Genomic DNA, 20,730 nt, shown 5'->3' with positions numbered 1-20,730 from the left:
TTTACCGGCCCCGGTTATGAGTCCGCTCATAAAGCTGGCGAACGATTCCGCTCGCAGTCTTTTCGAACAAAAATGGCAAAATTGCATGGATGAGTGCTGCAAATGCTGCACAAAAAAGTTTGAATGAAAAACGTCCGGCAAAAGCCATATGCTGAAAATAGGTTTCATCAACCGACTGGGGATGCTCGGTAAAAAGGCGTGTAATACGAGTGGTCATTGGACATACTCCCGTCAATAAGTAATTTGTTCCCGTTCATTAGGCGCATGATGCATGCTTTTAGAAAATCATTTTAACAAAACCACCTGAGATGAAATCTCAATTTATCCTTGATAATTACAATTTATTGAGACAATTATCCCAATATGAAATCACAAATCGATGAAATTGATCGAAAAATATTGAATGAGCTGCAAAATGACGGAACCCTGTCGGTTGATTCCCTGTCTGAGCGCGTGCATCTTTCCCGCAATGCCTGCTGGCGGCGCGTCAAGCGCATGGAGGATGAAGGAATCATCACAGCACGTGTCGCACTCATTGATGCTGAAAAAGCGGGCTGCGGCCTGTCTGTGTTCATTCTGGTTCGTACATCAAGCCACGATCCCGACTGGCTGGGCAAATTTCGATCTGCCATGGCACGTTTCCCGGAAATCGTAGGCGTTTATCGCATGACCGGCGATCTTGACTATGTGCTGAAGGCCCGGGTCTATGACGTTAAAGCCTATGATCGGCTTTATCAGCGCCTGATTGCAAGCGTGCCCTTGTCCGATGTTTCGGCATCATTCGTGATGGAGGAAATAAAGGAAACAACGGCTGTGCCGCTGGAAGGCAACTAAACCACCTGAAAAGCGCAGCTCATCGTGTATAAGCATGATCCAGTGCGGCACAATCATTGCAAAACATCAAATAGACGGTACACCTGTCTTATATTTTCACGTATGAGCGTCGCCAATTTAACTTCACACATGAAAGGCTCCCTCATGACCGTACCTACGCTTGGCATTATCCGCCTCGAACATGCGGAAGACCTTGAACTTCCCGCTTACGAGACTTCTGGATCCGCAGGCATGGATCTGCGTGCAGCCGTTGCTGCGGACCGCCAGATCGTTCTGCTTCCGGGTCGCCGCACTCTCGTTCCAACCGGCCTGATCTTTGAAATTCCTGAAGGCTATGAAATCCAGATTCGCCCACGCTCAGGCCTTGCCTTCAAAAATGGCATCACCTGTCTCAACACCCCCGGCACAATTGATTCCGACTATCGCGGTGAAATAAAAATATTGCTTGTCAACCTTGGTGACGAAGACTTCCGCATCGAACGCGGTATGCGCATTGCGCAGGCAGTCTTTGCACCGGTTGTTCAGCCAGCAATCGAAGAGCGTTATGAAATCAGCGAAACCAGACGCGGTGCAGGCGGCTTCGGCTCTACCGGCACAGCCTGATCAAACCAGATAAGCAAATATGAAAAGCCGCGATAGCCCGGCTTTTCTTTTCTCTCTCCCTTCATTTGGATATCAGAAGGCAAGAGAGCGCCTCCCTTATTTTCGGGACTATTGGGCGCATGACAAATAATTAAGATGAATTTCCCTGTGCGGAAGCATAAATATCCGCCTGACACTAGATTTTAAAAATGATTTCTCAGGGGTTACCGGGTGCTTAAATCCACTGATTCACTTGCCACAGGACGAAAGAATAGAGTCCCTCGCAAACGCAGACGTCTCTGGATCGGTCTGGCCATTGCAGCCATTGTGGCAGGATCATGCTGGTATTATCTGGCCCGTGAAGAATCGGGCAACCAGAAAAGCGCCTATCTTGCCGAGACCGTACAGCGTGGAAATGTCGAAAACTCCATCACCGCTGTTGGCAAGCTGAGTGCACTGCGCAGCATTAATGTTGGCGCACAGGTTTCCGGGCAGCTCAAAACCGTCAAGGTTGAAATCGGTGATGAAGTCAATCAGGGCGACCTGATTGCAGAAATCGACCCCTCGCCCTTTGAGAAAAAAGTAGAGATTGCCAGTGCGCAGCTCGACAATCTGAAAGCCCAGCTTCTGAGCAGGGAGGCGCAACTAACCCTTAAAAAAGCCAATGCCGCCCGCCAGCGCTCGCTGCTGGCAACGCGCAATGCCTCACAATCAACCATTGATCAGGCCGATGCTGATCTTGCCATTGCAGATGCCGATGTAAAAGCATTGAAAGCACAGATTCGCCAGCAGGAAGCCCAGCTTGCCAGCGATAAGGTCGATCTCGGCTATACCTCGATTTACAGCCCGATGGCCGGTACGGTTGTCGACCAGGCTGCCAAAGAAGGTGAAACGCTCAACGCCGTGCAAAGCGCTCCAACGGTCGTCACTGTGGCCGATCTGAAAGTCATGACGGTTGAGGCACAGGTATCTGAAGCCGATATCAGCAAGCTAACGCAAGGCATGCCTGTTTATTTCACGCTGCTTGGTCAACCCGAAAAGCGCTTTACGGGCAAACTGCGCCAGATCAAACCGACACCACAAACCGACAATAATGTCGTTCTTTATTATGCGCTGTTTGATGTTCCCAACCCGAATGGTGAACTGATGATCAACATGAGCGCACAGGTCTATTTCGTTCTCGATAATGCTGAAAATGTGCTCGTCGTACCAACGGCAGCATTAACGACAACAGCTGACAAGACCGGCAAACCCCAAACGAGCGTACAGGTCGTGGATAGCGGTGGCACAACCACTAAACGCATCGTTGAAGTCGGTGTACGCAACCGTGTACAGGCCGAAATCAAAAGCGGCCTCGAAGAAGGTGACAGGGTAATTGTCACCTCGGCATCTGCAACAGCCGGTTCGAACCAGCGTGGTCGCAGGTCCGGCGGAATGTTCTTCTGATGGAGCAAGCCATGAATGATGCTCCGCTGATAAGACTACAGGACATTCGCAAAACCTATCACAACGGTGATCTCGCTGTTGAGGTTCTGCACGGAATCACACTTGATATTCGCGCCGGTGAATTCGTTGCGATTAAAGGCGCATCCGGTTCAGGCAAATCAACCTTGATGAATATCCTGGGCTGTCTTGATAGCCCAAGCAGCGGTCAATACCTGCTAGAGGGAGAAGATATATCAAAGCTTGATGCCGATGAACTGGCAGCCTTGCGCCGCCGCACATTCGGCTTCGTGTTCCAGAGCTATAATCTCATTGCCACATCGACAGCACTTGAAAATGTCGAAGTTCCCGCAATCTATGCAGGAATGCCAGCCCATGAACGTCATAAACGGGCGGCTGAACTTCTTGATACGCTTAAACTGGGCGACCGGCTGGACCATCGCCCCAATCAGTTGTCCGGTGGCCAGCAGCAGCGTGTATCGATTGCGCGTGCGCTGATGAATGGTGGCCGGATTATCCTTGCGGATGAACCAACAGGCGCACTTGACAGTCAAAGCGGCGAAGATGTCATGGCGCTTTTGCGCTCGATGCACGAACAGGGCCATACGATCATCGTTATTACCCATGCCCGCGAAGTTGCGGAACGCGCTGACCGGCTGATTGAAATTCGGGACGGCCAGATATTATCCGACACAACCAAGCATGAAATTCCAGATATCCATGCGCCTGAAAACCTTCAGAAAAGCGCCCAAGGCGGTGCGGCACATATAGCCGATATTTCCGAAGCGGTTAAAATGGCAATGCGTGCGCTTCGGGCCAATATATTTCGTACAGTTCTGACCTTGCTCGGTATCATTATCGGTGTCAGTTCCGTTGTAACCATGCTGGCGATTGGAACCGGGGCACAGAATTCGATCCTTGATCGCATCAACGCGATGGGCACCGATCTGGTGCTCATTCGCCCATCCATGCCCGGCTTTCGTGGAACAGGCTCCATAGCAACGCTCGTTCCGGAAGATGCAGAAGCAATCCTGCAATTGCCCAATGTCAAATCTGCTGTCCCCGAAGTCACAGGCAGCGTCACGCTAAGGCGCGGCAATGTTGATTATCAGTCACAGGCCAATGGCACGGTTGCAGCCTTCTCCGATGCAAAGTCATGGAAGGTTGAGTCCGGTGATTTTATTACACCACATGATATGGAAACCTATGCTCCTGTTGCGGTTCTTGGTTCAACCGTTGTTAAAACCCTGTTTCCAGACGGCGCCAACCCGATTGGCCAATATATATTGATCCAGAAAATTCCGTTTCAGGTGATCGGAACTCTGGAACCGAAAGGTGCCGGCTTTGGTGGCTCCGATGAGGACGATATTGTCGTGGTTCCACTCTCAACCGGCAACCTGCGGCTGTTTGGCCAGAAATATGTCCGCACCATTACCGTGCAGGTCAAGGATGCTGATCTTATTGATACAACACAGGACCAAATTCAGGAACTGCTCGACCAGCGCCATAAACAACGGGACACCATGATCACCAATATGTCGTCGATTCGTGACGATGTGGCAGCCATGGGATCGACCCTGACGCTGTTTCTGGGATCAATTGCGGCAATCTCGCTTCTGGTTGGCGGCATTGGCGTGATGAATATCATGCTTGTAAGCGTAACAGAACGCACCCGTGAAATCGGTGTGCGTATGGCAACCGGCGCACGTCGTCGGGATATTTTGCTCCAATTTATCACAGAAGCATTGACCGTCTCTGCCATTGGCGGCGTATTCGGTGTGCTGCTTGGTATAGGTGCCGCAACACTCATATCACTGGCTGGTATTGATGTAGCTTTCAGCGCTGGCCCTGTGCTGCTTGCTTTCACCTGTGCATTCGCAACGGGGCTTTTTTTCGGCTTTCTACCAGCCCGAAAGGCTTCGCGTTTGCTACCCGCTGTAGCGCTCTCATCGGAATAAAACAAACATTGATGAGTTCAATAAAAAGCCGCCCTGCTTTCCACAGGGCGGCTTTGTTTTGAACGATGGCATCAAACTTATTTGAACTGAATTGGCACCGTGATCGGCATTCGCGGCTTGGCAATTGCAGCAGGCGGTGCTGGCACAGGCGATGAATTGCGCGTCGCCTGCACTGCCAGATCATCAACCGTCGGATTACCCGACGAACGGGCAAGCCGCACAGACAGAATATTGCCGGATGGATCAACAACAAATGCAACCTGTGCCGTACCTTTTACGCCTCTACCGGCTTGCCGCTGCAAGGAACGCGTACGGCGCAGCAAATGCGCGTAAAGCTTGGATTGCCACTTATTCGAGCTGACACCAGCAGACGCATTGTTGTCACCGCGTCGATTTGCAACCGGCCTTGCACCTGAATCCACATCCATGCGTGGAGCGCTGGCTGTACGGGTTTCTTTCGCTCTCTCAGCCTTTTTAGGCTTTGGTTTTTCAACTTTCCTGACAGGCTTGGGCTTCTCGACTTTAGGCTTTTCAACCTTTTTCTTCTCAACCTTTGGCTTTGGCTTCTCAACAGGAAGCGGTGCGGCCACTTCCGGTTTCGGCGCTTCAACCACATCCGGGATCACTTCTTCCGGCTCCTCGACAGGGTCTGGTTCCGGCTCTGGCTCCGGTTCCTTAATCTCTTCGAGTACAGGTTCCGGCTCGACCTGTTCTTCAGGCTCGGTAACGGTCTCCTGTTGTGCGATTTCCGACACCACTTCTTCTACCGGTGCTTCTGGCTCAGGCGCAAACTCGATCACCATGGCAGCGACCTGCGAACCATCCGGCTGATCTTCATCCTGCGATATATGCACAGCATAAGCGCCTGCCGCATGCACAGTCAGCACAATCACCCCCGCAACAATCCATCGCCCTGCATCATGCCAGAAGGGATGATGATGGCTGTCAGGAGAAGCCACATTTTTTATAGGAGGATGCTCGGGCGGAAGTCTGTCCATTTTACTGCGCTCCCTGTGCCGTTGGAGCCGCTTGCGAAGCGGCAGCGGGACCGTCATTGGCTCCCACCGTCTCAAGCCCGACAAGCGCGATCTTGAGATAGCCTGCCTCACGCAACAGGTTCATGACACGCATCAGTTCACCATAGCCGACAGTTTTGTCCGCACGAAGGAAGACACGCGCTTCCTTGTTATTTTCAGAAATAGCGTCAAGCTTCAGACGCAGGGCCTCCCGCACAACCGTATCATTACCGACACTGATGCTCAGATCATCTTTAAGCGTCACATAGATCGGCTTATCCGGGCGCGGTGCAGGAGCAGCAGTCGATGCCGGCAGATCCACATTGATATCAACCGTTGCGAGAGGCGCTGCCACCATGAAGATGATCAACAAAACCAGCATGACATCAATAAATGGTGTCACATTGATTTCGTGATTCAGCTCCAGATCATCGCCAACGTCTTCGCGAATTTTGCCAGCCATTTTGCTTACTCCGCTGCGTGCAGCTTGCCTTCAGAAACACCGGCGGTCCTGAAGTCGAAATCGCGGCTGACAAGGCGTTCAACACCGGCACTCGCATCGGCAAGCAATGAACGATAGCCTGAAATGGAGCGTGCGAAAGCATTGTAGATAACCACCGCCGGAATAGCCGCCACAAGGCCAATAGCAGTTGCCAGCAAGGCTTCAGCAATGCCGGGTGCGACAACCGCAAGATTGGTCGTCTGCGCCTGGCTGATACCGATAAACGAATTCATAATACCCCAGACAGTCCCGAACAGCCCGACAAAAGGCGCAACCGAACCAATGGTTGCGAGAATCCCTGTGCCTTTTGAAAGACGGCGCCCGGCCTTTACTTCGATCCGTGACAGGCGTGACGACACACGTTCTTTCAGACCCTCACCACCAGCACGCGATAATGCAGGACCCGAAAGACGAACTTCATCATCGGCGGCACGCACAAGAATGGCTGCCGGACCTTTCGCACCATCAAGAGAACTCACAGCCTCGGAGAGTGTTGCGGAATGTCCGATAACTTTCAGGGCGCGTTTGACGCGGCTGCGTGCACCGGCAAGTTCAAGCGATTTGGCAATCCAGATTGTCCAGGTAGCAAGCGAGGCAAGAGCAAGACCGATCATAACCGCCTTGACCACCCAGTCAGCCGCCATGAACATGCCCCAGGGCGAAAGATCATGCGGCAGAACAAAAGCCGGTGCAGGAGCAGTTTCAGAAGATGTAACGGGCTGTGCTGCTTCAGGGGCCGGTTGTGTTGCATCAGATGGTGCCTCTGATGGTGCGATTGCAGGCGCTGCCGGGATTGATGCATCTGGCGCAATCGGTTGAGCAGATGGCGTCTGCACTGCTGGCGCCTGGTTGGGCACAACCGGTTCCGGCGCATTTTGTGCAAGTGCAGCCCCCGTGAATGCCAGCACCACTACGCTCATTACCGCAGCCGCGAAACCGTTTCGCCAGAATCCTGTCATCATATTCGCCTTTTGATTGTTCGGGCTCAAACGCGCATGACAGATCATCCATGCAAACCATCAAGGCGCTTGATCGGCTTTTTCTTAACTCCCAATAATATGATGATGCAAGTCATGTTTTAAAGATAATGGCATTTTCCTGCATAATACCCCTAAAAATTGGCATAGCCCGTAAGAATAGCTGTTGCATAAAATCATCAAATCAGACGAGATGCCGATACAGCAAACCTGCATGAGGCCTGTGGAGGACATGCCAATGATGTTCAAGGACATTCAGACGCTCGAACATGCGGCCCGTACTGCTATGGCTGGCAATGACGATCCTTTGCCTGAACAGCAACGTTTGATAAAGCCATCCCATTATGGCTTGGCAATTATCACGCTGCTCGCAGCAGCATATCTGTTTTTCGCCTGATAAAAAACGTCTCTGCCGATATTTACCATGATGAGCAATCAATCATGCATTGAGTTGCTGACATGCATCTTGCATGCAACCATTAGACCCGACCAGCGTTATAGTAGCTCAACAAGATTGCAGTCCGATAATTGAACAGGAGGCGTGAATGGCGCGCGCGACAACAAATACACGTAAAATCGAGGATAAACTCGAAGAAGCATTGACGGATTCGACAACCGAAGATCTTCAGGCGCAAGTCGAACAACTCAAGGAAGATATTGCAGCTATTGCCGCAACATTGGGCAACCTCGGCTCTCAAAGTGTTCGCGATGCAAAGCGCACAGCAAAAGAAACCTATAAGAACGCCTTTGTTCAGGGTGAAGATGTTGTTGATGACCTTAAAAACAAGGCACAAGACATTGAAGCTCAACTGACACAGGCTGTCCGGGAGCGTCCGATCACGTCGATTGCCACGGCATTGGGTGTCGGCTATCTGCTCGCCCTTCTCTCACGCCGCTGATCCACGCCATGCTGAAACTTCTGACACCAGTCATAACCGCTCTTGCCGGCGATGAACTAAAGCTCCTCACCGGCAGGGCTAAACGCACTGTTATTTTTGGGATGGTGATTGCGGTATTCGGACTGATTACGGTCGTGTTTCTGTGTGTCGCAGCCTTTCTTGCCCTTGCAGAAAACTATGGTGGACCGATTGCAGCACTATTGCTTGCAAGCCTGTCGCTCATTCTCGCGCTTCTTATTCTTGCGATCATGAGAATTCAAAGTGCTGCAGAAGAGAAAAGACGCAAGCAGCGTATTGAAGCTGATAAATCAGCCTTGATGGCAACCGCAGCAATCGCCACCGTACCATCGATCCTGAAACGCCCGATTCTTGCAGTTGCTTTGCCATTGGCAGGAATTGCAATTGCGAGCCTTCTCTCAGATAAAAAGAAACGTTAGCCCAAAAAACACGGCTCTCGGAAACAAAACCGGGAGCCATTTGGCCTATTCCATGCCCTCAGCAGCCTGTTTTTGCTGATCTTCTGCCAGCGATAAGAGCCGCACGATCACCTTGGTACCGGAACCGGTTTCCAGAGCCGTATAGATTGGCTTGCTGCCAAACTGCATACAAAGCTGCTCAATGACCAGCATTCCCAAGCCGCCATTTTCTTTTGAACTTCCAGCATTATGTTTCTGCCACCCGATACCATTATCCTCGACAACCAGTACAGGCGCATTGCTTTCATTATCCAACCAGAACCTGATGGTAATCAGCCCTTCCGGTAATCCTGTGAATGCGTGTTTGACCGCATTGGTAATAAGTTCACCTAAAATAATGCCAATCGTAGTCACATCACGCGATTTAAGATCAAGCGGCGCAAAATCGGTGCGAAACTGTATATTTTGATCTGCCCCGATGGAATGGCGGATATCTTCAATGACAGTTTCCAGAAACTCGTCGATCCGTGTTGATTCCATGTCCTCGCCAAGCCGCAGCCTGCGATGCGCAGTCGAAACAGTCTGCACCCGATCCCGTGCGGCAGAAAGTGCGGCGCGGGCTTCATCACTGCGAGTCTGCCGCAATTGCAGACCAAGCAGCGAAGAAACAGTTGCCAGCGAATTGCCGATACGATGATTGGAATCCTGTAGCAGAAGTTCAACGCGCTTGCGCTCTCTTTCAGCCACAGCACGTTCCTGTTCCAGCTCGACCGTGCGCTCTCTGACACGTGCTTCAAGCAACTCCTTTTCCGACATCAACGCAGACTGACCTTCAAACAGAAGGCGCACAGCACGCTGCGCACGTGAAAACAAAAGGAACCCCAATACAACGGCCGAAGCAAGCGCGACAATAGCTGCAACCGTCAGCAAAAACCGCATACGGTCAATATAGGCGTTTCTGGCGGAAAGCTCCTGTTCTTCAGTTGCCACGAACTGCGTGACAGTATCGACAAGTTGCCCCATCAGCACCCGGCCTTCATTATCACGAACCCGCTCAATCGCTTCCTGAACCTTGCCCGCCTTGGCCAGATCAACCGTCTCACGCACATCATCGCGTGTGCGTGCAACCAGCGCCTTGATTTGCTCAATACTGGCATTTTGTTGCGCATTGTCATCCGTGATAGAGGACAGATCCGCCAATGTCTGATCGATCTCGACGAGCGCACGCTGGTAACGTTCGAAATAGGCATCATCAAGTGTGAGCAAATAACCGCGACGGCTCATCTCCAGATTGTAAGCGATGCGCGTTATACGCCCCACTTGAGAACGCAGCTCAAAATTTCTTGTAATATCGACAACCTGACTGTTGACGCCATAAGACAGCAACAGAGTCAGCAATGCTGACAACAAAATGAGACCAAGCGACACGATAAAAGCTATCGGACGCACAACCGGACTTAAAAAGCGCTTCGTAAAGGCTGATGGCAAAACTCAATCCATGATCAAGACATTTACACTCAAGCTCTGCATGAACATGTCATAAATCGTTGACGATGCCCTGCCCGAGCTTGAGACCCGCACAAAAAACCATCTTCGGTCTTCTGTAGCAGCTTTACAAGCAAATATCAGTCGACCAAACTCTTCAAGTTAAAAATTGCTAAAAAACTTTATGCTAAACTTCTCATCGTTACATGGGAAGAATTGACATCCGGTCCGTGATCCACGTCACCGTCTATCTGCAAAATTTCCTGCAATCGCGTACGGGCACGGCTGACGCGACTTTTGATTGTGCCAACGGCGCATCCGCAAATTTCTGCTGCTTCTTCATAGGCAAAACCGGATGCACCAATCAGGATAATTGCTTCGCGCTGGTCATCAGGCAATTGTTCGAGGGCTATTTTGAAATCCTGCAGATCAAGTGTTCCATATTGCGAAGGATGGACCGCAAGCTGTGCGCTGAATACGCCATCGGTGTCCTGGACTTCACGGCCACGCTTGCGCATCTGCGTATAGAATTCATTACGAAGAATGGTAAAGAGCCAGGCCTTGATATTGGTTCCCAATTCAAAAGAATCCTGCTTGGCCCATGCTTTCATGATCGTGTCCTGAACCAGATCATCTGCACGGTCAGGCTGACCAATCAGTGACACGGCAAACGCACGCAAGCTCGGCAAGGATGCCAGAAGATCGCGCTTGAATTGCGCCGGATCTTCAACCGACGGAACCGGTGCTTTGCTCACGCGTACTCTCCTGTTCAGCCTGATCAAGCTTCTCTAAAAGGTCGAGAAAACGATCTGGAATACTCTCATCCTGTATCGAACTGTAAAGTGCCTTTAGTTTCAGCCCAACCTCGCAATTCGGCCCTAAAATGTCCTGACGGCTATGCGCATCATGATGCATTCTACCCCCTTTTGTGTGAAGGTTTTTTTTATCTGTCATCGCTTAATCATTCCAGGCATTCGTAATATCTCACCAATCTCTCCACAGGCTCTGAACCCATCTCCTAGTGTGGTGGATTTGAAGTTCCTATCATTAAGATGGCATCCACGTTTAGGAACTTCAAATCCATAAACCACACTAGATTCAATAATTTAATAGTGTGGCTTTGAATCTGAAATTCGATCAAATCCCTGCTCCAAAGTGATACGAATTTCAAATTCGCACACTAGCGTTTAGACTAAAATGCACTTGCTCACAAAAAGTTCCACCCAATCGAAACATTTCATGGAACTTTTCTCAATCGCTGACGTTTTAAAATACATAATGCCGCGCTCCATGACATTTTTCTGCGTCTCCCCAACGCAGAAAACATGCTAAAAAAGCAAAAAATGCGGCAATGAGGAGTCCATAAACCATGACATTATCGACGCGAATTGCGCCGCATCTTCCCTATCTTCGCCGTTTTTCTCGTGCGCTGACAGGTTCTCAGGCATCAGGCGATGCCTATGTAGCAGCCACATTGGAAGCCTTGATCGCAGACATCAGCATCTTTCCGCCCGCATCTTCAGACCGCGTCGCCCTTTATCGTCTGTTTTGCAATCTCTACAAGACGTCATCGGTTCAGGTTCAGGAGCCCTCATCAGAATTTGCATGGGAAAAGCAGGCAGCACGCAATCTTGCCCATATCCCGACCACATCGCGCGAGGCATTTCTGCTCGTGGCCGTCGAGGGTTTCAATGACCATGAGGCTGCTGAGATTCTAGAGCTGGATGAAGTCGAATTCGGGAAAATTCTGGCAGCGGCCTCGACAGAAATCTCAAAGCAAGTTGCCACACGCATCATGATCATCGAGGATGAACCACTGATCGCTATGGACATTGAGCAAATGGTCGAAAGTCTCGGTCATGAGGTTGTCGGCATTGCACGCACCAAGGATGAGGCGCTGCAGCTTTATAATCAAGAAAAGCCCCGCATGGTGCTTGCCGATATCCAACTCGCCGATGGCAGTTCGGGTATCGATGCCGTTAATGAAATTTTGCAGGATCAGCCCATCCCCGTCATTTTCATTACAGCATTCCCGGAACGCCTTCTGACAGGAGAACGGCCCGAACCGACATTTCTCGTTACCAAACCGTTCAACCCGGATATGGTCAAGGCGCTGATCAGTCAGGCATTGTTCTTTGAGGAAGCGGCTGAAGTCCCAGCCTAGTATCCTCCCCTGAAGCATCCTTGGGAAAGAATATGGAGATAACGAAACTTTGAACAGATCCGCTCTGATTTAATCAGAGCGGAAATCTATTTACTTCCAGATGCATCCTACAATAATGAAACAAATAGATATTTTATTCTAATCTATACAAATTTCTGATTAATATAATTTAACAATGCAACAATGGTTACTTATAAATTATTTCCAATATATGAATATTCTTATTCAATAATATTTATAATTCAGATATTTCATTATTTAGGGTCAGGATTTAATTTGTCTATTATCCGGAACAAAATGCATAGATCACTCGTTTCTCCTTCAATAAACAAAGAGGAGAATCGAAATGCTATACTATGCTCTTGTTTTTCTGGTCGTCGCCCTGATTGCCGGCGCACTGGGTTTTGGCGGCATTGCTGGCGCTTCAGCCGGCATTGCACAAATTCTGTTCTTTATATTTCTGGCGCTTCTGGTTATTTCACTTATTGCCTCAGTGCTTCGCAAAACCTGAACAAATTTATGAGAGATTCCAGCCAGAGATCAAACGCAAAATCTGGGACGGCTTTAAGACGATCATGCTGTTGCATTCATATAGTCAACAGCATGATCCCTATAATTAGAACAGAACTGTAAAAGTGTTCTCGACTTTAAAATCAGGACCTCAGGTTCAGAGCCCCGGCAAAGTTCTTATGTTCTATAATGGATTGCAATTGAGGCATTTATGGTAGCGGCAAATTCATCTCTTGCTGAAACAGAGCCAGATACCTCCCATTTGCGTGCCCTGTTACATGCCATACGAAACAGCAATGTCTGTGTTTTGTATCAAACCCCTGATCTTTTATATGCCTGGGGAGAAAACATACCCTCTTACTGGCAAGACAAATGGAAAGCAGGCGGCCAGGATTGTGACTTCATTTTCTCCACATCCATAGCGCGGCTGGAACATGCAAAGCGCACAGCGCTCGAGACCGGCATTGCACAGAATGTTGAACTCGCGATCAATAATGGCGACAGGCTTCACTGGATAGAATTTCATATCGATTGTGATCGTGATACCAATGGCAAAATCATCGGTCTGGTTACAACTGCGCTTGAAATAAGCGAGCTGAAACGCCGTGAACAGGTGCTCAAAACCTTGCTGCGCGAAGTCAGTCATCGTTCAAAAAACATGCTCGCCATTGTCCAGAGCATTGCCAGTCAGACGGCGCGTTTTACAGATTCAGTCGATGATTTCCTGTTGAAATTCCGTGGGCGTATTCAGTCCCTCTCCTATTCACAGGATCTCGTGACTGATTCCAACTGGCACGGTGCGCTGTTTCTTGATCTTCTACATTCACAGGTGGAAAAATACATCGACATTCACGATGAACGCCTGACAATCGAAGGTGACAACCCGTATCTTTTTCCCGGTGCGGCCTTGCATGTCGGTCTTGCCCTGCATGAACTGATCATCAATGCAACATCCTTTGGTGGATTATCCATCCCCTATGGCCGCGTTATCATCTCTGCAAAAGTCCAACAAAATGATCAAGGTGATGAGGAATTGATCTTCAACTGGGAGGAAACAAATCCTTCCATGCCGGAAATCAAGCACGACCCGCGTTTCGGCAGCGCTGTCCTGCAACGCATCGTACCGGCAGCGGTTGGTGGCCACGCAGATTACCGCGTAGATGCATCCGGTGCCATTTACACTTTGACAATTCCAGCAGAACAATTCGATTCGTGAAAAACAATCCCGATGAAGGCTCAGTTTTCTTCAGGAGGTTATTTTCTTGCAATAAAGCTCAAGACGGTGATGAACAATCTCATATCCCAGCGAACGAGCGATTTCTTCCTGTAGTTTTTCAATCTTGTCAGAATGAAACTCCACAACATCCCCACTATCCATATCAATAATATGATCGTGATGAGCACCGCTTGCCTGCTCAAAACGCGATGGTCCGCCAGCAAAGGCATGGCGGTGGATAGCGCCCAATTCTTCCAACAGCTTCATTGTCCGGTAAACAGTGGATAAGGAAATGCTGTCGTCGATCTGAACTGCCCGCCGAAAAATTTCCAGCGCATCAGGATGATCTTCCGTTTCGGTCAATATATTCAGGATGATACGACGCGGACGTGTAATACGAACACCCGCCTGCCTCAGTTCCTGCTCATAATCAGGTTTTTTATGCGATTCACTCATATGCCGATTATGCACCCATAGCACTCCAGTTGCAAATTTTCGCAACTGGAAAGAACAACATCTCCCCAGAGCTTTTTATTTTATGTACTTATGGCTGTGAAAATCATTTCCGCTTTTGAGGATAAGCCTGACCTGAAAGCAAAATACAACCCCGTCCCTGCTAAAAGGCAGATTGTCGCTTCAGGTTGTAAAACAGCATATCAGTATCTATTAAAAAAGAACTAGCGCCTGATATTTTCAATATTGTCAGCAGTCAGTTTAGTAAGGATATATCGTGTGCTTGCCATCTCGAAGAGTATTGAAGCGAACAGCTGCTGTTTCAATCATTGCTGCCCTTGTTTCGATTTCAATTTCAACAGGCATTCGAGTAATTCTTGGGGTGGAATCGGACACCATTACCATCATTGTCCGCCTGCTATTGCCGTTTCTCATCGCCATTCCAATAGCCTTGATATGGTTCACTAAACTTGAACGCCTCGAAGCGGCCTATCGCGCATTGGTCCAACAAGCCAATGAACTGGCACGCACAGCAAGCACAGACCCTTTAACAGGTGTATTGAACAGACGCAGTTTTATAGAGCAATTTGATCGCGCAATGGAAATAGGCATACGGGGATGGTTTCTGATCGCGGACATTGATTATCTGAAAACTATCAACGACAGGTTCGGCCATCTTGTAGGCGATGATGCGGTTATCTCGACAGCAACAGCATTGAAGGCCACTTTGCCGGATGAGAGCCTGGTCGCACGCATTGGGGGCGATGAATTTTGCGCATTCGTGCCCTTAGTCACGCGAGAAGAAATATCGGTTTTTGTCGAGCAAATAAGAAAAAACGCAGCCGATAATTTCAAGGATATGGTGAAGAATGACAAAGCCGACTTGTCAGTTTCAATTGGAAAAATAACCTGCAAGGCAAAACATACATTTAAAGATATAATGAATCAGGCAGATGAAAAGCTTTATCGGAAAAAGAGAATGCGTACTCCAAAAGCTTGATGCTTTCAAAAGATAGGCCACTCGGGCTTTATTGGTACGCCCAAGGGGAATCGAACCCCTGTTTGCGCCGTGAGAGGGCGCCGTCCTGACCGCTAGACGATGGGCGCAATCAGTTCTTTACTCATATAGACTTTGTAACCGCACTTGCAAAGGGCGGCATAACAGCCGCCCCATCAAAATTATTCGACATTCCCAAGTTTGATACGCCCCAGAATGCGCGATTCGCGGTAATCATAAATAATCAGTTCCGTACCGCCATCTGGCAAAAGAGTTTCAAGAGAGAGCTGATTGCCCGAAAGGCTTTGCGATAAAAGGCGCGTCCCCGGTGTCAGATCAATCTGGGATTCGATAAGCTTTGGCGGCTCCGGCTTGATGGGTGCCGCAACCTGTCCTGGAATATCTGAACGTGCAGATGCGGTTTCAGTTGTATCAGGCGCACGATTGATCTTGTAGACAACGGCGACAAGCACAGCCATAAGACCAATCAACATAACGCCGATTGAAACTGCAAGCAGACGGACCATCTTGCGACGGACTTTCTCCATCGCTGGATCAAGCGGGGGTTCCTGCTGTTGATCCTCTGGATAATATCCCTGCTGATAGTCCTGATACCCGGAATCCTGTTGATTCTGATATCGGGGGTAGTGTGGATCCTGCATTAAATGACTCCGGTTCATGCACCCGCGTGGGCGCGTGATAACGAAGGGAAGAGACAATTGAAAGAGCTAATTGCCGACCGAGATGCTGCGGGTAAAAGACTAGACCAGTGGCTGGCCGCAGCATTGGGGCCGGAACTTTCCCGCAGTCGCGTCCAGTCCCTGATTGCTGAAGGTCATGTAACCCTCGATGGTGTGCCTGCCAGCGGCGCAAAACAAAAGCTGCGCGAAGGCATGAAGATTACCGTCGTGCTGCCAGAGCCAGAACCTGCCGATCCGCAAGGCGAAAACATCCCGCTGGACATTCTCTATGAAGACGATGATCTCATCGTCATCAACAAGCCCGCAGGACTTGTTGTCCATCCGGGAAACGGCAACTGGACAGGAACGCTTGTCAATGCTCTCATATATCATTGTGGCGATAGCTTGTCCGGCATTGGCGGAATTCGTCGTCCGGGCATCGTTCATCGCCTCGACAAAGATACAAGCGGCGTCATGGTTGTTGCCAAGAACGATCACGCACACCGGCATCTGAGTGAACAATTTGCCGATCATGGCCGCACCGGTGATCTGGAACGCGCCTATCTTGCTCTGGTCTGGGGAATGACCGAACGTCCACAGGGCTATATCGACGCCCACCTAGGACGCTCTCATCGTGATCGCACCAAGCAAAGTGTCGTCAGTGAAGAACGTGAAGATGCACGCCACGCCATCACACATTATTCGACAATCGAAAAATTTGCACCACAAGAAGACGCCACCGCCCTCGCCTCACTTGTCGAGTGCCGCCTTGAAACAGGCCGAACACATCAGATTCGTGTTCATATGGCCCATATCGGTCATCCCCTTGTTGGCGATATGGACTATGGCAGTGCCTATAAGACCAAAGCCAACAAACTGCCCGAACCTCTAAAAATTGCGGTGGAAGGCTTCCATCGTCAGGCCTTGCATGCCTTTTTGCTGGCATTCATGCATCCCACAACAGAAGAAATCATGCGTTTTGAAGCCAATGTTCCAGATGACATGAAGCATCTGCTGGAAAGTTTCCGCAAGCACTCTATATAAACCTGTAAACAGTAACGGTTCTGATACGTCCGGCAACCATGCAAGAATGCTGGCGTTCACATTCTGGTGACACATTGTTTCATGCGTTCAGAGATCGTGTTTTCGCCAAAATCATGCCTATATAGTTAGGTTCGCGCAGGATGTGCAGGAGGCAGCCAGCGCGACAGGTTCGCCACAAGGGATCCTGAAATTATCAAGGAGGGTGCTCTATGGCCCAGGTTAATTTGCCCAGCATTACATCCGGTGACGGAGGCCTTACCCGTTATCTGGAAGAAATTCGCCGTTTTCCAATGCTTCAGCCGCAAGAAGAATATATGCTGGCGAAGCGTTATCATGAACATGCCGATCCAAAGGCTGCCCATAAGCTGGTGACAAGCCACCTGCGTCTCGTGGCAAAGATTGCCATGGGTTATCGCGGTTACGGTTTGCCGATCGGCGAAGTCATCTCTGAGGGTAATGTCGGCCTCATGCAGGCGGTCAAGCGCTTTGAGCCCGAACGCGGCTTCCGTCTTGCCACCTATGCAATGTGGTGGATCAAGGCTTCAATACAGGAATATATCCTGCGTTCATGGAGCCTTGTGAAAATGGGAACGACTGCCAACCAGAAACGCCTGTTCTTTAATCTGCGCAAGATGAAGAGCAAGATTCAGGCGCTGGATGATGGTGATCTGAACCCGGAACAGGTCAAGCAGATTGCAACAAAACTACAGGTCAGTGAAGACGAAGTTGTCTCCATGAACCGCCGTTTGTCCGGCGATGCCTCGCTCAATGCACCGCTGCGTGCAGCCGAAGGAGAATCGGGCGAATGGCAGGACTGGCTGGTCGATGACAGCAGCAGTCAGGAACAGATTCTGATTGAGCAGGATGAGCTGGAAAGCCGCCGGTCATTGCTTGAACAGGCCATGGACACGCTCAACGAACGTGAACGCCGAATCTTCGTCGCTCGCCGTCTTTCCGAGGATCCAATGACGCTGGAAGACCTTTCCGGTGAATTTGGTATCAGCCGTGAGCGTGTGCGCCAGATTGAGGTTCGCGCTTTTGAAAAGGTACAGGCAGCGGTAAAGGCTGCCGCCTTCAAACAGCAAAAGGCGTTGAACCATGTTGAGGAAGCCAGCGCGTAATCCTGTCATTTTACGGAATAATCTACTGCCGCAAATGGATTCACCCCATTTTGCGGCAGTTTTATTTACTGTCACTCAATCGTCAAACACCCGTCAAATAATTGTAATGGAAGAGCTTTAGGCAACAGGTCGTATTTCACGCAAACCTGAAGGTCTCCCAATGAAAAAGCTCCTGCTGGCTGCAGCCCTCGCCCTCACCGCTGCGACTGCCGTTTCTGCGTCCGAATATGTCTCTTATCTCGACTATCCTCAGAAAGAGCAGGACGGAAAAGAGTTCTACACGGCCATCGAAATTCCGCAGGGCAGCTTCACCAAATACGAAATCAATGACAAGACCGGCCATATCATCGTCGATCGCTACCAGTCGATGCCGGTTGTCTACCCGGCCAATTATGGCTCGATCACCAGCACGCTTGCCGGTGACGGCGATCCGCTTGACGCGCTCGTCTACACACGCGAACCAATCGTACCGGGCGCAATCATCAAGGTTCGTCCAATTGGCGTTCTCAAAATGATCGACGGTGGCGAACAGGATGACAAGATCGTAGCCGTGCCGACATCGAAGATCGACCCAACCTATGACAATATCAAGGAAATCGCTGATCTGCCAAAGATTGAACAGCAGCGCCTTGAAGCTTTCTTCCGCGTATACAAGCAGCTTCCAGAAGGCCGCAAGCTCGTCGAACTCGGTGGTTTTGACTCAGCAGAAACTGCGCAAAACGAAGTTGCCAAAGCAATCAAGGCTTTTTCTGAAAAGAAGTAAGCAACCTATCACATGAAATGAAAAAGGCCGCTTAAAGCGGCCTTTTGGATTCATGCATTTAAGGTTCTAGCCTGCGCCCAGAACATCGTTAAATATCTTTTCGCCTGCCACACCTTTTTCAAGACTGATCAGCGCACGGCGTCCATTGCGATATGAGACCGGAATGTCGATCCATTGCAAACGGCGCATCAAAGAAAGATTCGTATCCTGCGCAGTTTTCGCATCGTTAAGCCATATAATAAAGAAATTATCAGCGATCTTCGACGGCACTGCAATCAACGGACTTCCCGCTGCCTGTTCCGTCTCCTTGAAAGTCATGCGTTGCACATTATCGAATGCGCCGCCCTGAAAATCATCGGGAACAGTAAATACCATTTCGATCAAATGACTGGCGGGAATTGACTGATCCGAATTCTTACGAATGGTCAACTTCAGTTCAGCCTTGCTGTCAGGCATTGTTACGGTACCACGAATAGCCGGAACCGCCGGTTCGCCTTCGCCTGGGCTTTCTTCAATTTCTGACCAGACAACCCGACCGCGCTCAACCGAGCCTGTCTCGGTACCGCCGCGCTCTTCATAAAGCAGCGCCTGCTGGCCGACAGCAACAGTTTGCCCGGGCTGCGGCTGAGTCTGTGTATTGGTCTGCTCAGCACCCGGCGTTGAAGCGGCCGTGGACTTGCCTTCACCAATACCTGCCTGACCTCCTGCCGGCCCTTCGTCGGTTTCACTACCATCGGGCATCAGGCGCTGTGTCAGTTTTTGTTCTTCAGGTGGTGTTGTTGTTTGGTCTGTTTGAGGCTGCTCCGTAGCGGCATTCTGTCCGCCGTCTGGCTGCGTTGCATCTGCATCAGTGCTAACCGGTGCATCACTGCGACCAAGGCTTGAAGCCAGTTCCTGCAACTTGTCCTTATTCGTCCAGACACCATAAGCTGCGCCACCCAGAACCAGCACAGCAATGAGACCAATAACCAGCCCCTTATATGACCGTTTTTCCTTAAAGCGAGCCTGATCAACATATTCACTGCGGCGCGAATAAGCCGGCTTGTCTTCTACATGATCCTGTTCGCTATCAACCGACCAGTCATCCTGATCACGGACACGCGCCGGTATAACAGTGTCATCGCCCTCATCATCATGAGGGGGCTTGCTCTGATCATCCGCAACAAAGGGCGCATCATCATAGGAAGGCTCCGCAGATGATTGGGCTGATTCAACCAGAAAATCTTCAAGCGGATCATGCAACGGCTCTTCTACAGCAGCGGCAGGCGCTGGCGGTGCATAAAAAGCTTCTGTTTCTTCAATTGCATCTTCAAGGATTTTACGCTGTCGTGCAGCAACAACCTGCGAGGCATTTGCTGTCACAAGCTTCTGTTCAATCGTCGCACGTGCCTTTGCATAAACACGCTGGCGCAATTCAGGCGATTTATCCGCCTGCGCATCGATTGTCTTTTTCAGAACCGCTACAAAATCAGCCATACCGTCTTACCCAGTTTCCGCGCTCGAAATGCAGTAAATAACTCAATAATCACAATAATCGATGGAAAGCAAAGGTTGAGACAATGATTAGGGTCAGGACCCATTAATTTGACGGGGATGGTGTGAGGCCATCCGTTCGGATACGAGAAGAAAAGGCGAAGGAAATGTGGTTCATTTTCAAGACTTTACGACGA

Annotated in this window: 24 protein-coding genes and 1 tRNA gene; 14 read left to right on the top strand and 11 right to left on the bottom strand. The window is 49.9% G+C overall.

Annotated features, from left to right (window positions below; genetic code table 11):
- Position 1 precedes the first annotated feature (1 nt).
- Positions 2–217 (bottom strand): DUF6356 family protein, encoded by a 216-nt coding sequence (locus tag FHY56_RS16900; protein WP_140906318.1) that lies wholly within the window; start codon positions 215–217, stop codon positions 2–4.
- Positions 218–363: 146 nt separating this feature from the next.
- Between FHY56_RS16900 and FHY56_RS16895 the strand changes: the two genes are divergently transcribed.
- The 4 genes from FHY56_RS16895 to FHY56_RS16880 all read left to right on the top strand — a co-directional run bounded on the left by FHY56_RS16895 (position 364) and on the right by FHY56_RS16880 (position 4,817).
- Entirely contained in the window at positions 364–834 is a 471-nt protein-coding gene (locus FHY56_RS16895) for an Lrp/AsnC family transcriptional regulator (protein ID WP_140906317.1), read from the top strand.
- Between the two features lie 129 nt (positions 835–963).
- Positions 964–1,437 carry a dUTP diphosphatase gene (gene dut, locus FHY56_RS16890; protein ID WP_140906316.1) on the top strand — a complete coding sequence of 158 codons (474 nt, stop codon included), beginning with the start codon at positions 964–966 and terminating at the stop codon, positions 1,435–1,437.
- A 210-nt stretch (positions 1,438–1,647) separates the two neighbouring features.
- Positions 1,648–2,862, top strand: coding sequence for an efflux RND transporter periplasmic adaptor subunit (locus FHY56_RS16885; protein WP_140906315.1), 1,215 nt, complete (start codon positions 1,648–1,650; stop codon positions 2,860–2,862).
- A gap of 11 nt (positions 2,863–2,873) precedes the next feature.
- Positions 2,874–4,817, top strand: coding sequence for a MacB family efflux pump subunit (locus FHY56_RS16880; protein ID WP_140906314.1), 1,944 nt, complete (start codon positions 2,874–2,876; stop codon positions 4,815–4,817).
- 77 nt (positions 4,818–4,894) lie between these two features.
- Here the strand turns inward: FHY56_RS16880 and FHY56_RS16875 are convergent, their stop codons facing one another.
- From FHY56_RS16875 to exbB, 3 genes are read right to left on the bottom strand one after another with little or no spacing between them, the layout of a single operon-like run.
- On the bottom strand, positions 4,895–5,815 hold the full coding sequence (locus tag FHY56_RS16875) for an energy transducer TonB family protein (protein ID WP_140906313.1): 921 nt from the start codon (positions 5,813–5,815) through the stop codon (positions 4,895–4,897).
- A gap of 1 nt (position 5,816) precedes the next feature.
- Positions 5,817–6,296 carry a TonB system transport protein ExbD gene (exbD, locus tag FHY56_RS16870; RefSeq protein WP_140906312.1) on the bottom strand — a complete coding sequence of 160 codons (480 nt, stop codon included), beginning with the start codon at positions 6,294–6,296 and terminating at the stop codon, positions 5,817–5,819.
- Positions 6,297–6,301: 5 nt separating this feature from the next.
- Positions 6,302–7,294: a tonB-system energizer ExbB gene (gene exbB, locus FHY56_RS16865; RefSeq protein WP_140906328.1), complete on the bottom strand. Its 993-nt coding sequence runs from the start codon at positions 7,292–7,294 to the stop codon at positions 6,302–6,304.
- A gap of 256 nt (positions 7,295–7,550) precedes the next feature.
- Between exbB and FHY56_RS17950 the strand changes: the two genes are divergently transcribed.
- From FHY56_RS17950 to FHY56_RS16855, 3 genes are all read left to right on the top strand, one after another.
- Complete coding sequence (locus tag FHY56_RS17950; protein ID WP_168927625.1) at positions 7,551–7,709, top strand: hypothetical protein; 159 nt, start codon at positions 7,551–7,553, stop codon at positions 7,707–7,709.
- A 148-nt stretch (positions 7,710–7,857) separates the two neighbouring features.
- A complete protein-coding gene (locus FHY56_RS16860) occupies positions 7,858–8,211 on the top strand; it encodes an ElaB/YgaM/YqjD family protein (RefSeq protein WP_140906311.1) in 354 nt (117 codons plus the stop codon).
- Between the two features lie 8 nt (positions 8,212–8,219).
- Entirely contained in the window at positions 8,220–8,648 is a 429-nt protein-coding gene (locus tag FHY56_RS16855; RefSeq protein ID WP_140906310.1) for a hypothetical protein, read from the top strand.
- Positions 8,649–8,693: 45 nt separating this feature from the next.
- Here FHY56_RS16855 and FHY56_RS16850 read toward each other — a convergent pair whose 3' ends face one another.
- The 3 genes from FHY56_RS16850 to FHY56_RS16840 form a co-directional block, all read right to left on the bottom strand.
- Positions 8,694–10,115 carry a sensor histidine kinase gene (locus FHY56_RS16850; RefSeq protein WP_140906309.1) on the bottom strand — a complete coding sequence of 474 codons (1,422 nt, stop codon included), beginning with the start codon at positions 10,113–10,115 and terminating at the stop codon, positions 8,694–8,696.
- Between the two features lie 179 nt (positions 10,116–10,294).
- On the bottom strand, positions 10,295–10,867 hold the full coding sequence (locus FHY56_RS16845) for an RNA polymerase sigma factor (protein WP_140906308.1): 573 nt from the start codon (positions 10,865–10,867) through the stop codon (positions 10,295–10,297).
- A complete protein-coding gene (locus FHY56_RS16840) occupies positions 10,839–11,066 on the bottom strand; it encodes a NepR family anti-sigma factor (RefSeq protein WP_140906307.1) in 228 nt (75 codons plus the stop codon). Before FHY56_RS16840 ends, FHY56_RS16845 begins: the two co-directional genes overlap by 29 nt.
- A gap of 415 nt (positions 11,067–11,481) precedes the next feature.
- Between FHY56_RS16840 and FHY56_RS16835 the strand changes: the two genes are divergently transcribed.
- The 3 genes from FHY56_RS16835 to FHY56_RS16825 all read left to right on the top strand — a co-directional run bounded on the left by FHY56_RS16835 (position 11,482) and on the right by FHY56_RS16825 (position 14,002).
- Complete coding sequence (locus FHY56_RS16835; protein WP_140906306.1) at positions 11,482–12,276, top strand: response regulator; 795 nt, start codon at positions 11,482–11,484, stop codon at positions 12,274–12,276.
- 346 nt (positions 12,277–12,622) lie between these two features.
- Positions 12,623–12,787 (top strand): DUF1328 domain-containing protein, encoded by a 165-nt coding sequence (locus FHY56_RS16830; protein WP_140906305.1) that lies wholly within the window; start codon positions 12,623–12,625, stop codon positions 12,785–12,787.
- Between the two features lie 210 nt (positions 12,788–12,997).
- On the top strand, positions 12,998–14,002 hold the full coding sequence (locus FHY56_RS16825) for a sensor histidine kinase (protein ID WP_140906304.1): 1,005 nt from the start codon (positions 12,998–13,000) through the stop codon (positions 14,000–14,002).
- A gap of 30 nt (positions 14,003–14,032) precedes the next feature.
- On the opposite strand, the gene FHY56_RS16820 is transcribed toward FHY56_RS16825, so the two are convergent.
- Positions 14,033–14,458, bottom strand: coding sequence for a Fur family transcriptional regulator (locus FHY56_RS16820; RefSeq protein ID WP_140906303.1), 426 nt, complete (start codon positions 14,456–14,458; stop codon positions 14,033–14,035).
- A gap of 274 nt (positions 14,459–14,732) precedes the next feature.
- Between FHY56_RS16820 and FHY56_RS16815 the strand changes: the two genes are divergently transcribed.
- On the top strand, positions 14,733–15,455 hold the full coding sequence (locus tag FHY56_RS16815) for a GGDEF domain-containing protein (protein ID WP_140906302.1): 723 nt from the start codon (positions 14,733–14,735) through the stop codon (positions 15,453–15,455).
- A gap of 32 nt (positions 15,456–15,487) precedes the next feature.
- On the opposite strand, the gene FHY56_RS16810 is transcribed toward FHY56_RS16815, so the two are convergent.
- Together FHY56_RS16810 and FHY56_RS16805 are read right to left on the bottom strand one after the other, a co-directional pair.
- Positions 15,488–15,562: transfer RNA gene (locus tag FHY56_RS16810), tRNA-Glu, on the bottom strand.
- 72 nt (positions 15,563–15,634) lie between these two features.
- Complete coding sequence (locus tag FHY56_RS16805; protein WP_140906301.1) at positions 15,635–16,114, bottom strand: hypothetical protein; 480 nt, start codon at positions 16,112–16,114, stop codon at positions 15,635–15,637.
- Between the two features lie 3 nt (positions 16,115–16,117).
- On the opposite strand from FHY56_RS16805, the gene FHY56_RS16800 reads away from it, so the two are divergent.
- From FHY56_RS16800 to FHY56_RS16790, 3 genes are all read left to right on the top strand, one after another.
- Positions 16,118–17,176, top strand: a complete 1,059-nt coding sequence (locus FHY56_RS16800) for an RluA family pseudouridine synthase (protein ID WP_193556803.1) — start codon at positions 16,118–16,120, stop codon at positions 17,174–17,176.
- A 209-nt stretch (positions 17,177–17,385) separates the two neighbouring features.
- Positions 17,386–18,297, top strand: a complete 912-nt coding sequence (rpoH, locus tag FHY56_RS16795; RefSeq protein WP_140906299.1) for an RNA polymerase sigma factor RpoH — start codon at positions 17,386–17,388, stop codon at positions 18,295–18,297.
- Between the two features lie 160 nt (positions 18,298–18,457).
- Positions 18,458–19,060 carry an inorganic diphosphatase gene (locus tag FHY56_RS16790; protein WP_140906298.1) on the top strand — a complete coding sequence of 201 codons (603 nt, stop codon included), beginning with the start codon at positions 18,458–18,460 and terminating at the stop codon, positions 19,058–19,060.
- A gap of 66 nt (positions 19,061–19,126) precedes the next feature.
- Here FHY56_RS16790 and FHY56_RS16785 read toward each other — a convergent pair whose 3' ends face one another.
- Positions 19,127–20,536, bottom strand: coding sequence for a transcriptional regulator (locus tag FHY56_RS16785; protein WP_140906297.1), 1,410 nt, complete (start codon positions 20,534–20,536; stop codon positions 19,127–19,129).
- Positions 20,537–20,730: the final 194 nt, after the last annotated feature.

The organism is Brucella gallinifaecis (assembly GCF_006476605.1).
GTDB classification, from domain to species: Bacteria; Pseudomonadota; Alphaproteobacteria; order Rhizobiales; family Rhizobiaceae; genus Brucella; species Brucella gallinifaecis.
This window is presented reverse-complemented; position numbering and strand designations above follow the sequence as displayed.

What these genes read in the sequence shown, in the direction of transcription:
- FHY56_RS16900 (WP_140906318.1), bottom strand. Translation starts at nt 217, where the DNA reads ATGACCACTCGTATTACACGCCTTTTTACCGAGCATCCCCAGTCGGTT.
- FHY56_RS16895 (WP_140906317.1), top strand. Translation starts at nt 364, where the DNA reads ATGAAATCACAAATCGATGAAATTGATCGAAAAATATTGAATGAGCTG.
- dut (WP_140906316.1), top strand. Translation starts at nt 964, where the DNA reads ATGAAAGGCTCCCTCATGACCGTACCTACGCTTGGCATTATCCGCCTC.
- FHY56_RS16880 (WP_140906314.1), top strand. Translation starts at nt 2,874, where the DNA reads ATGAATGATGCTCCGCTGATAAGACTACAGGACATTCGCAAAACCTAT.
- FHY56_RS16875 (WP_140906313.1), bottom strand. Translation starts at nt 5,815, where the DNA reads ATGGACAGACTTCCGCCCGAGCATCCTCCTATAAAAAATGTGGCTTCT.
- exbD (WP_140906312.1), bottom strand. Translation starts at nt 6,296, where the DNA reads ATGGCTGGCAAAATTCGCGAAGACGTTGGCGATGATCTGGAGCTGAAT.
- exbB (WP_140906328.1), bottom strand. Translation starts at nt 7,294, where the DNA reads ATGACAGGATTCTGGCGAAACGGTTTCGCGGCTGCGGTAATGAGCGTA.
- FHY56_RS17950 (WP_168927625.1), top strand. Translation starts at nt 7,551, where the DNA reads ATGATGTTCAAGGACATTCAGACGCTCGAACATGCGGCCCGTACTGCT.
- FHY56_RS16860 (WP_140906311.1), top strand. Translation starts at nt 7,858, where the DNA reads ATGGCGCGCGCGACAACAAATACACGTAAAATCGAGGATAAACTCGAA.
- FHY56_RS16855 (WP_140906310.1), top strand. Translation starts at nt 8,220, where the DNA reads ATGCTGAAACTTCTGACACCAGTCATAACCGCTCTTGCCGGCGATGAA.
- FHY56_RS16840 (WP_140906307.1), bottom strand. Translation starts at nt 11,066, where the DNA reads ATGACAGATAAAAAAAACCTTCACACAAAAGGGGGTAGAATGCATCAT.
- FHY56_RS16835 (WP_140906306.1), top strand. Translation starts at nt 11,482, where the DNA reads ATGACATTATCGACGCGAATTGCGCCGCATCTTCCCTATCTTCGCCGT.
- FHY56_RS16830 (WP_140906305.1), top strand. Translation starts at nt 12,623, where the DNA reads ATGCTATACTATGCTCTTGTTTTTCTGGTCGTCGCCCTGATTGCCGGC.
- FHY56_RS16825 (WP_140906304.1), top strand. Translation starts at nt 12,998, where the DNA reads ATGGTAGCGGCAAATTCATCTCTTGCTGAAACAGAGCCAGATACCTCC.
- FHY56_RS16820 (WP_140906303.1), bottom strand. Translation starts at nt 14,458, where the DNA reads ATGAGTGAATCGCATAAAAAACCTGATTATGAGCAGGAACTGAGGCAG.
- FHY56_RS16805 (WP_140906301.1), bottom strand. Translation starts at nt 16,114, where the DNA reads ATGCAGGATCCACACTACCCCCGATATCAGAATCAACAGGATTCCGGG.
- FHY56_RS16800 (WP_193556803.1), top strand. Translation starts at nt 16,118, where the DNA reads ATGACTCCGGTTCATGCACCCGCGTGGGCGCGTGATAACGAAGGGAAG.
- rpoH (WP_140906299.1), top strand. Translation starts at nt 17,386, where the DNA reads ATGGCCCAGGTTAATTTGCCCAGCATTACATCCGGTGACGGAGGCCTT.
- FHY56_RS16790 (WP_140906298.1), top strand. Translation starts at nt 18,458, where the DNA reads ATGAAAAAGCTCCTGCTGGCTGCAGCCCTCGCCCTCACCGCTGCGACT.
- FHY56_RS16785 (WP_140906297.1), bottom strand. Translation starts at nt 20,536, where the DNA reads ATGGCTGATTTTGTAGCGGTTCTGAAAAAGACAATCGATGCGCAGGCG.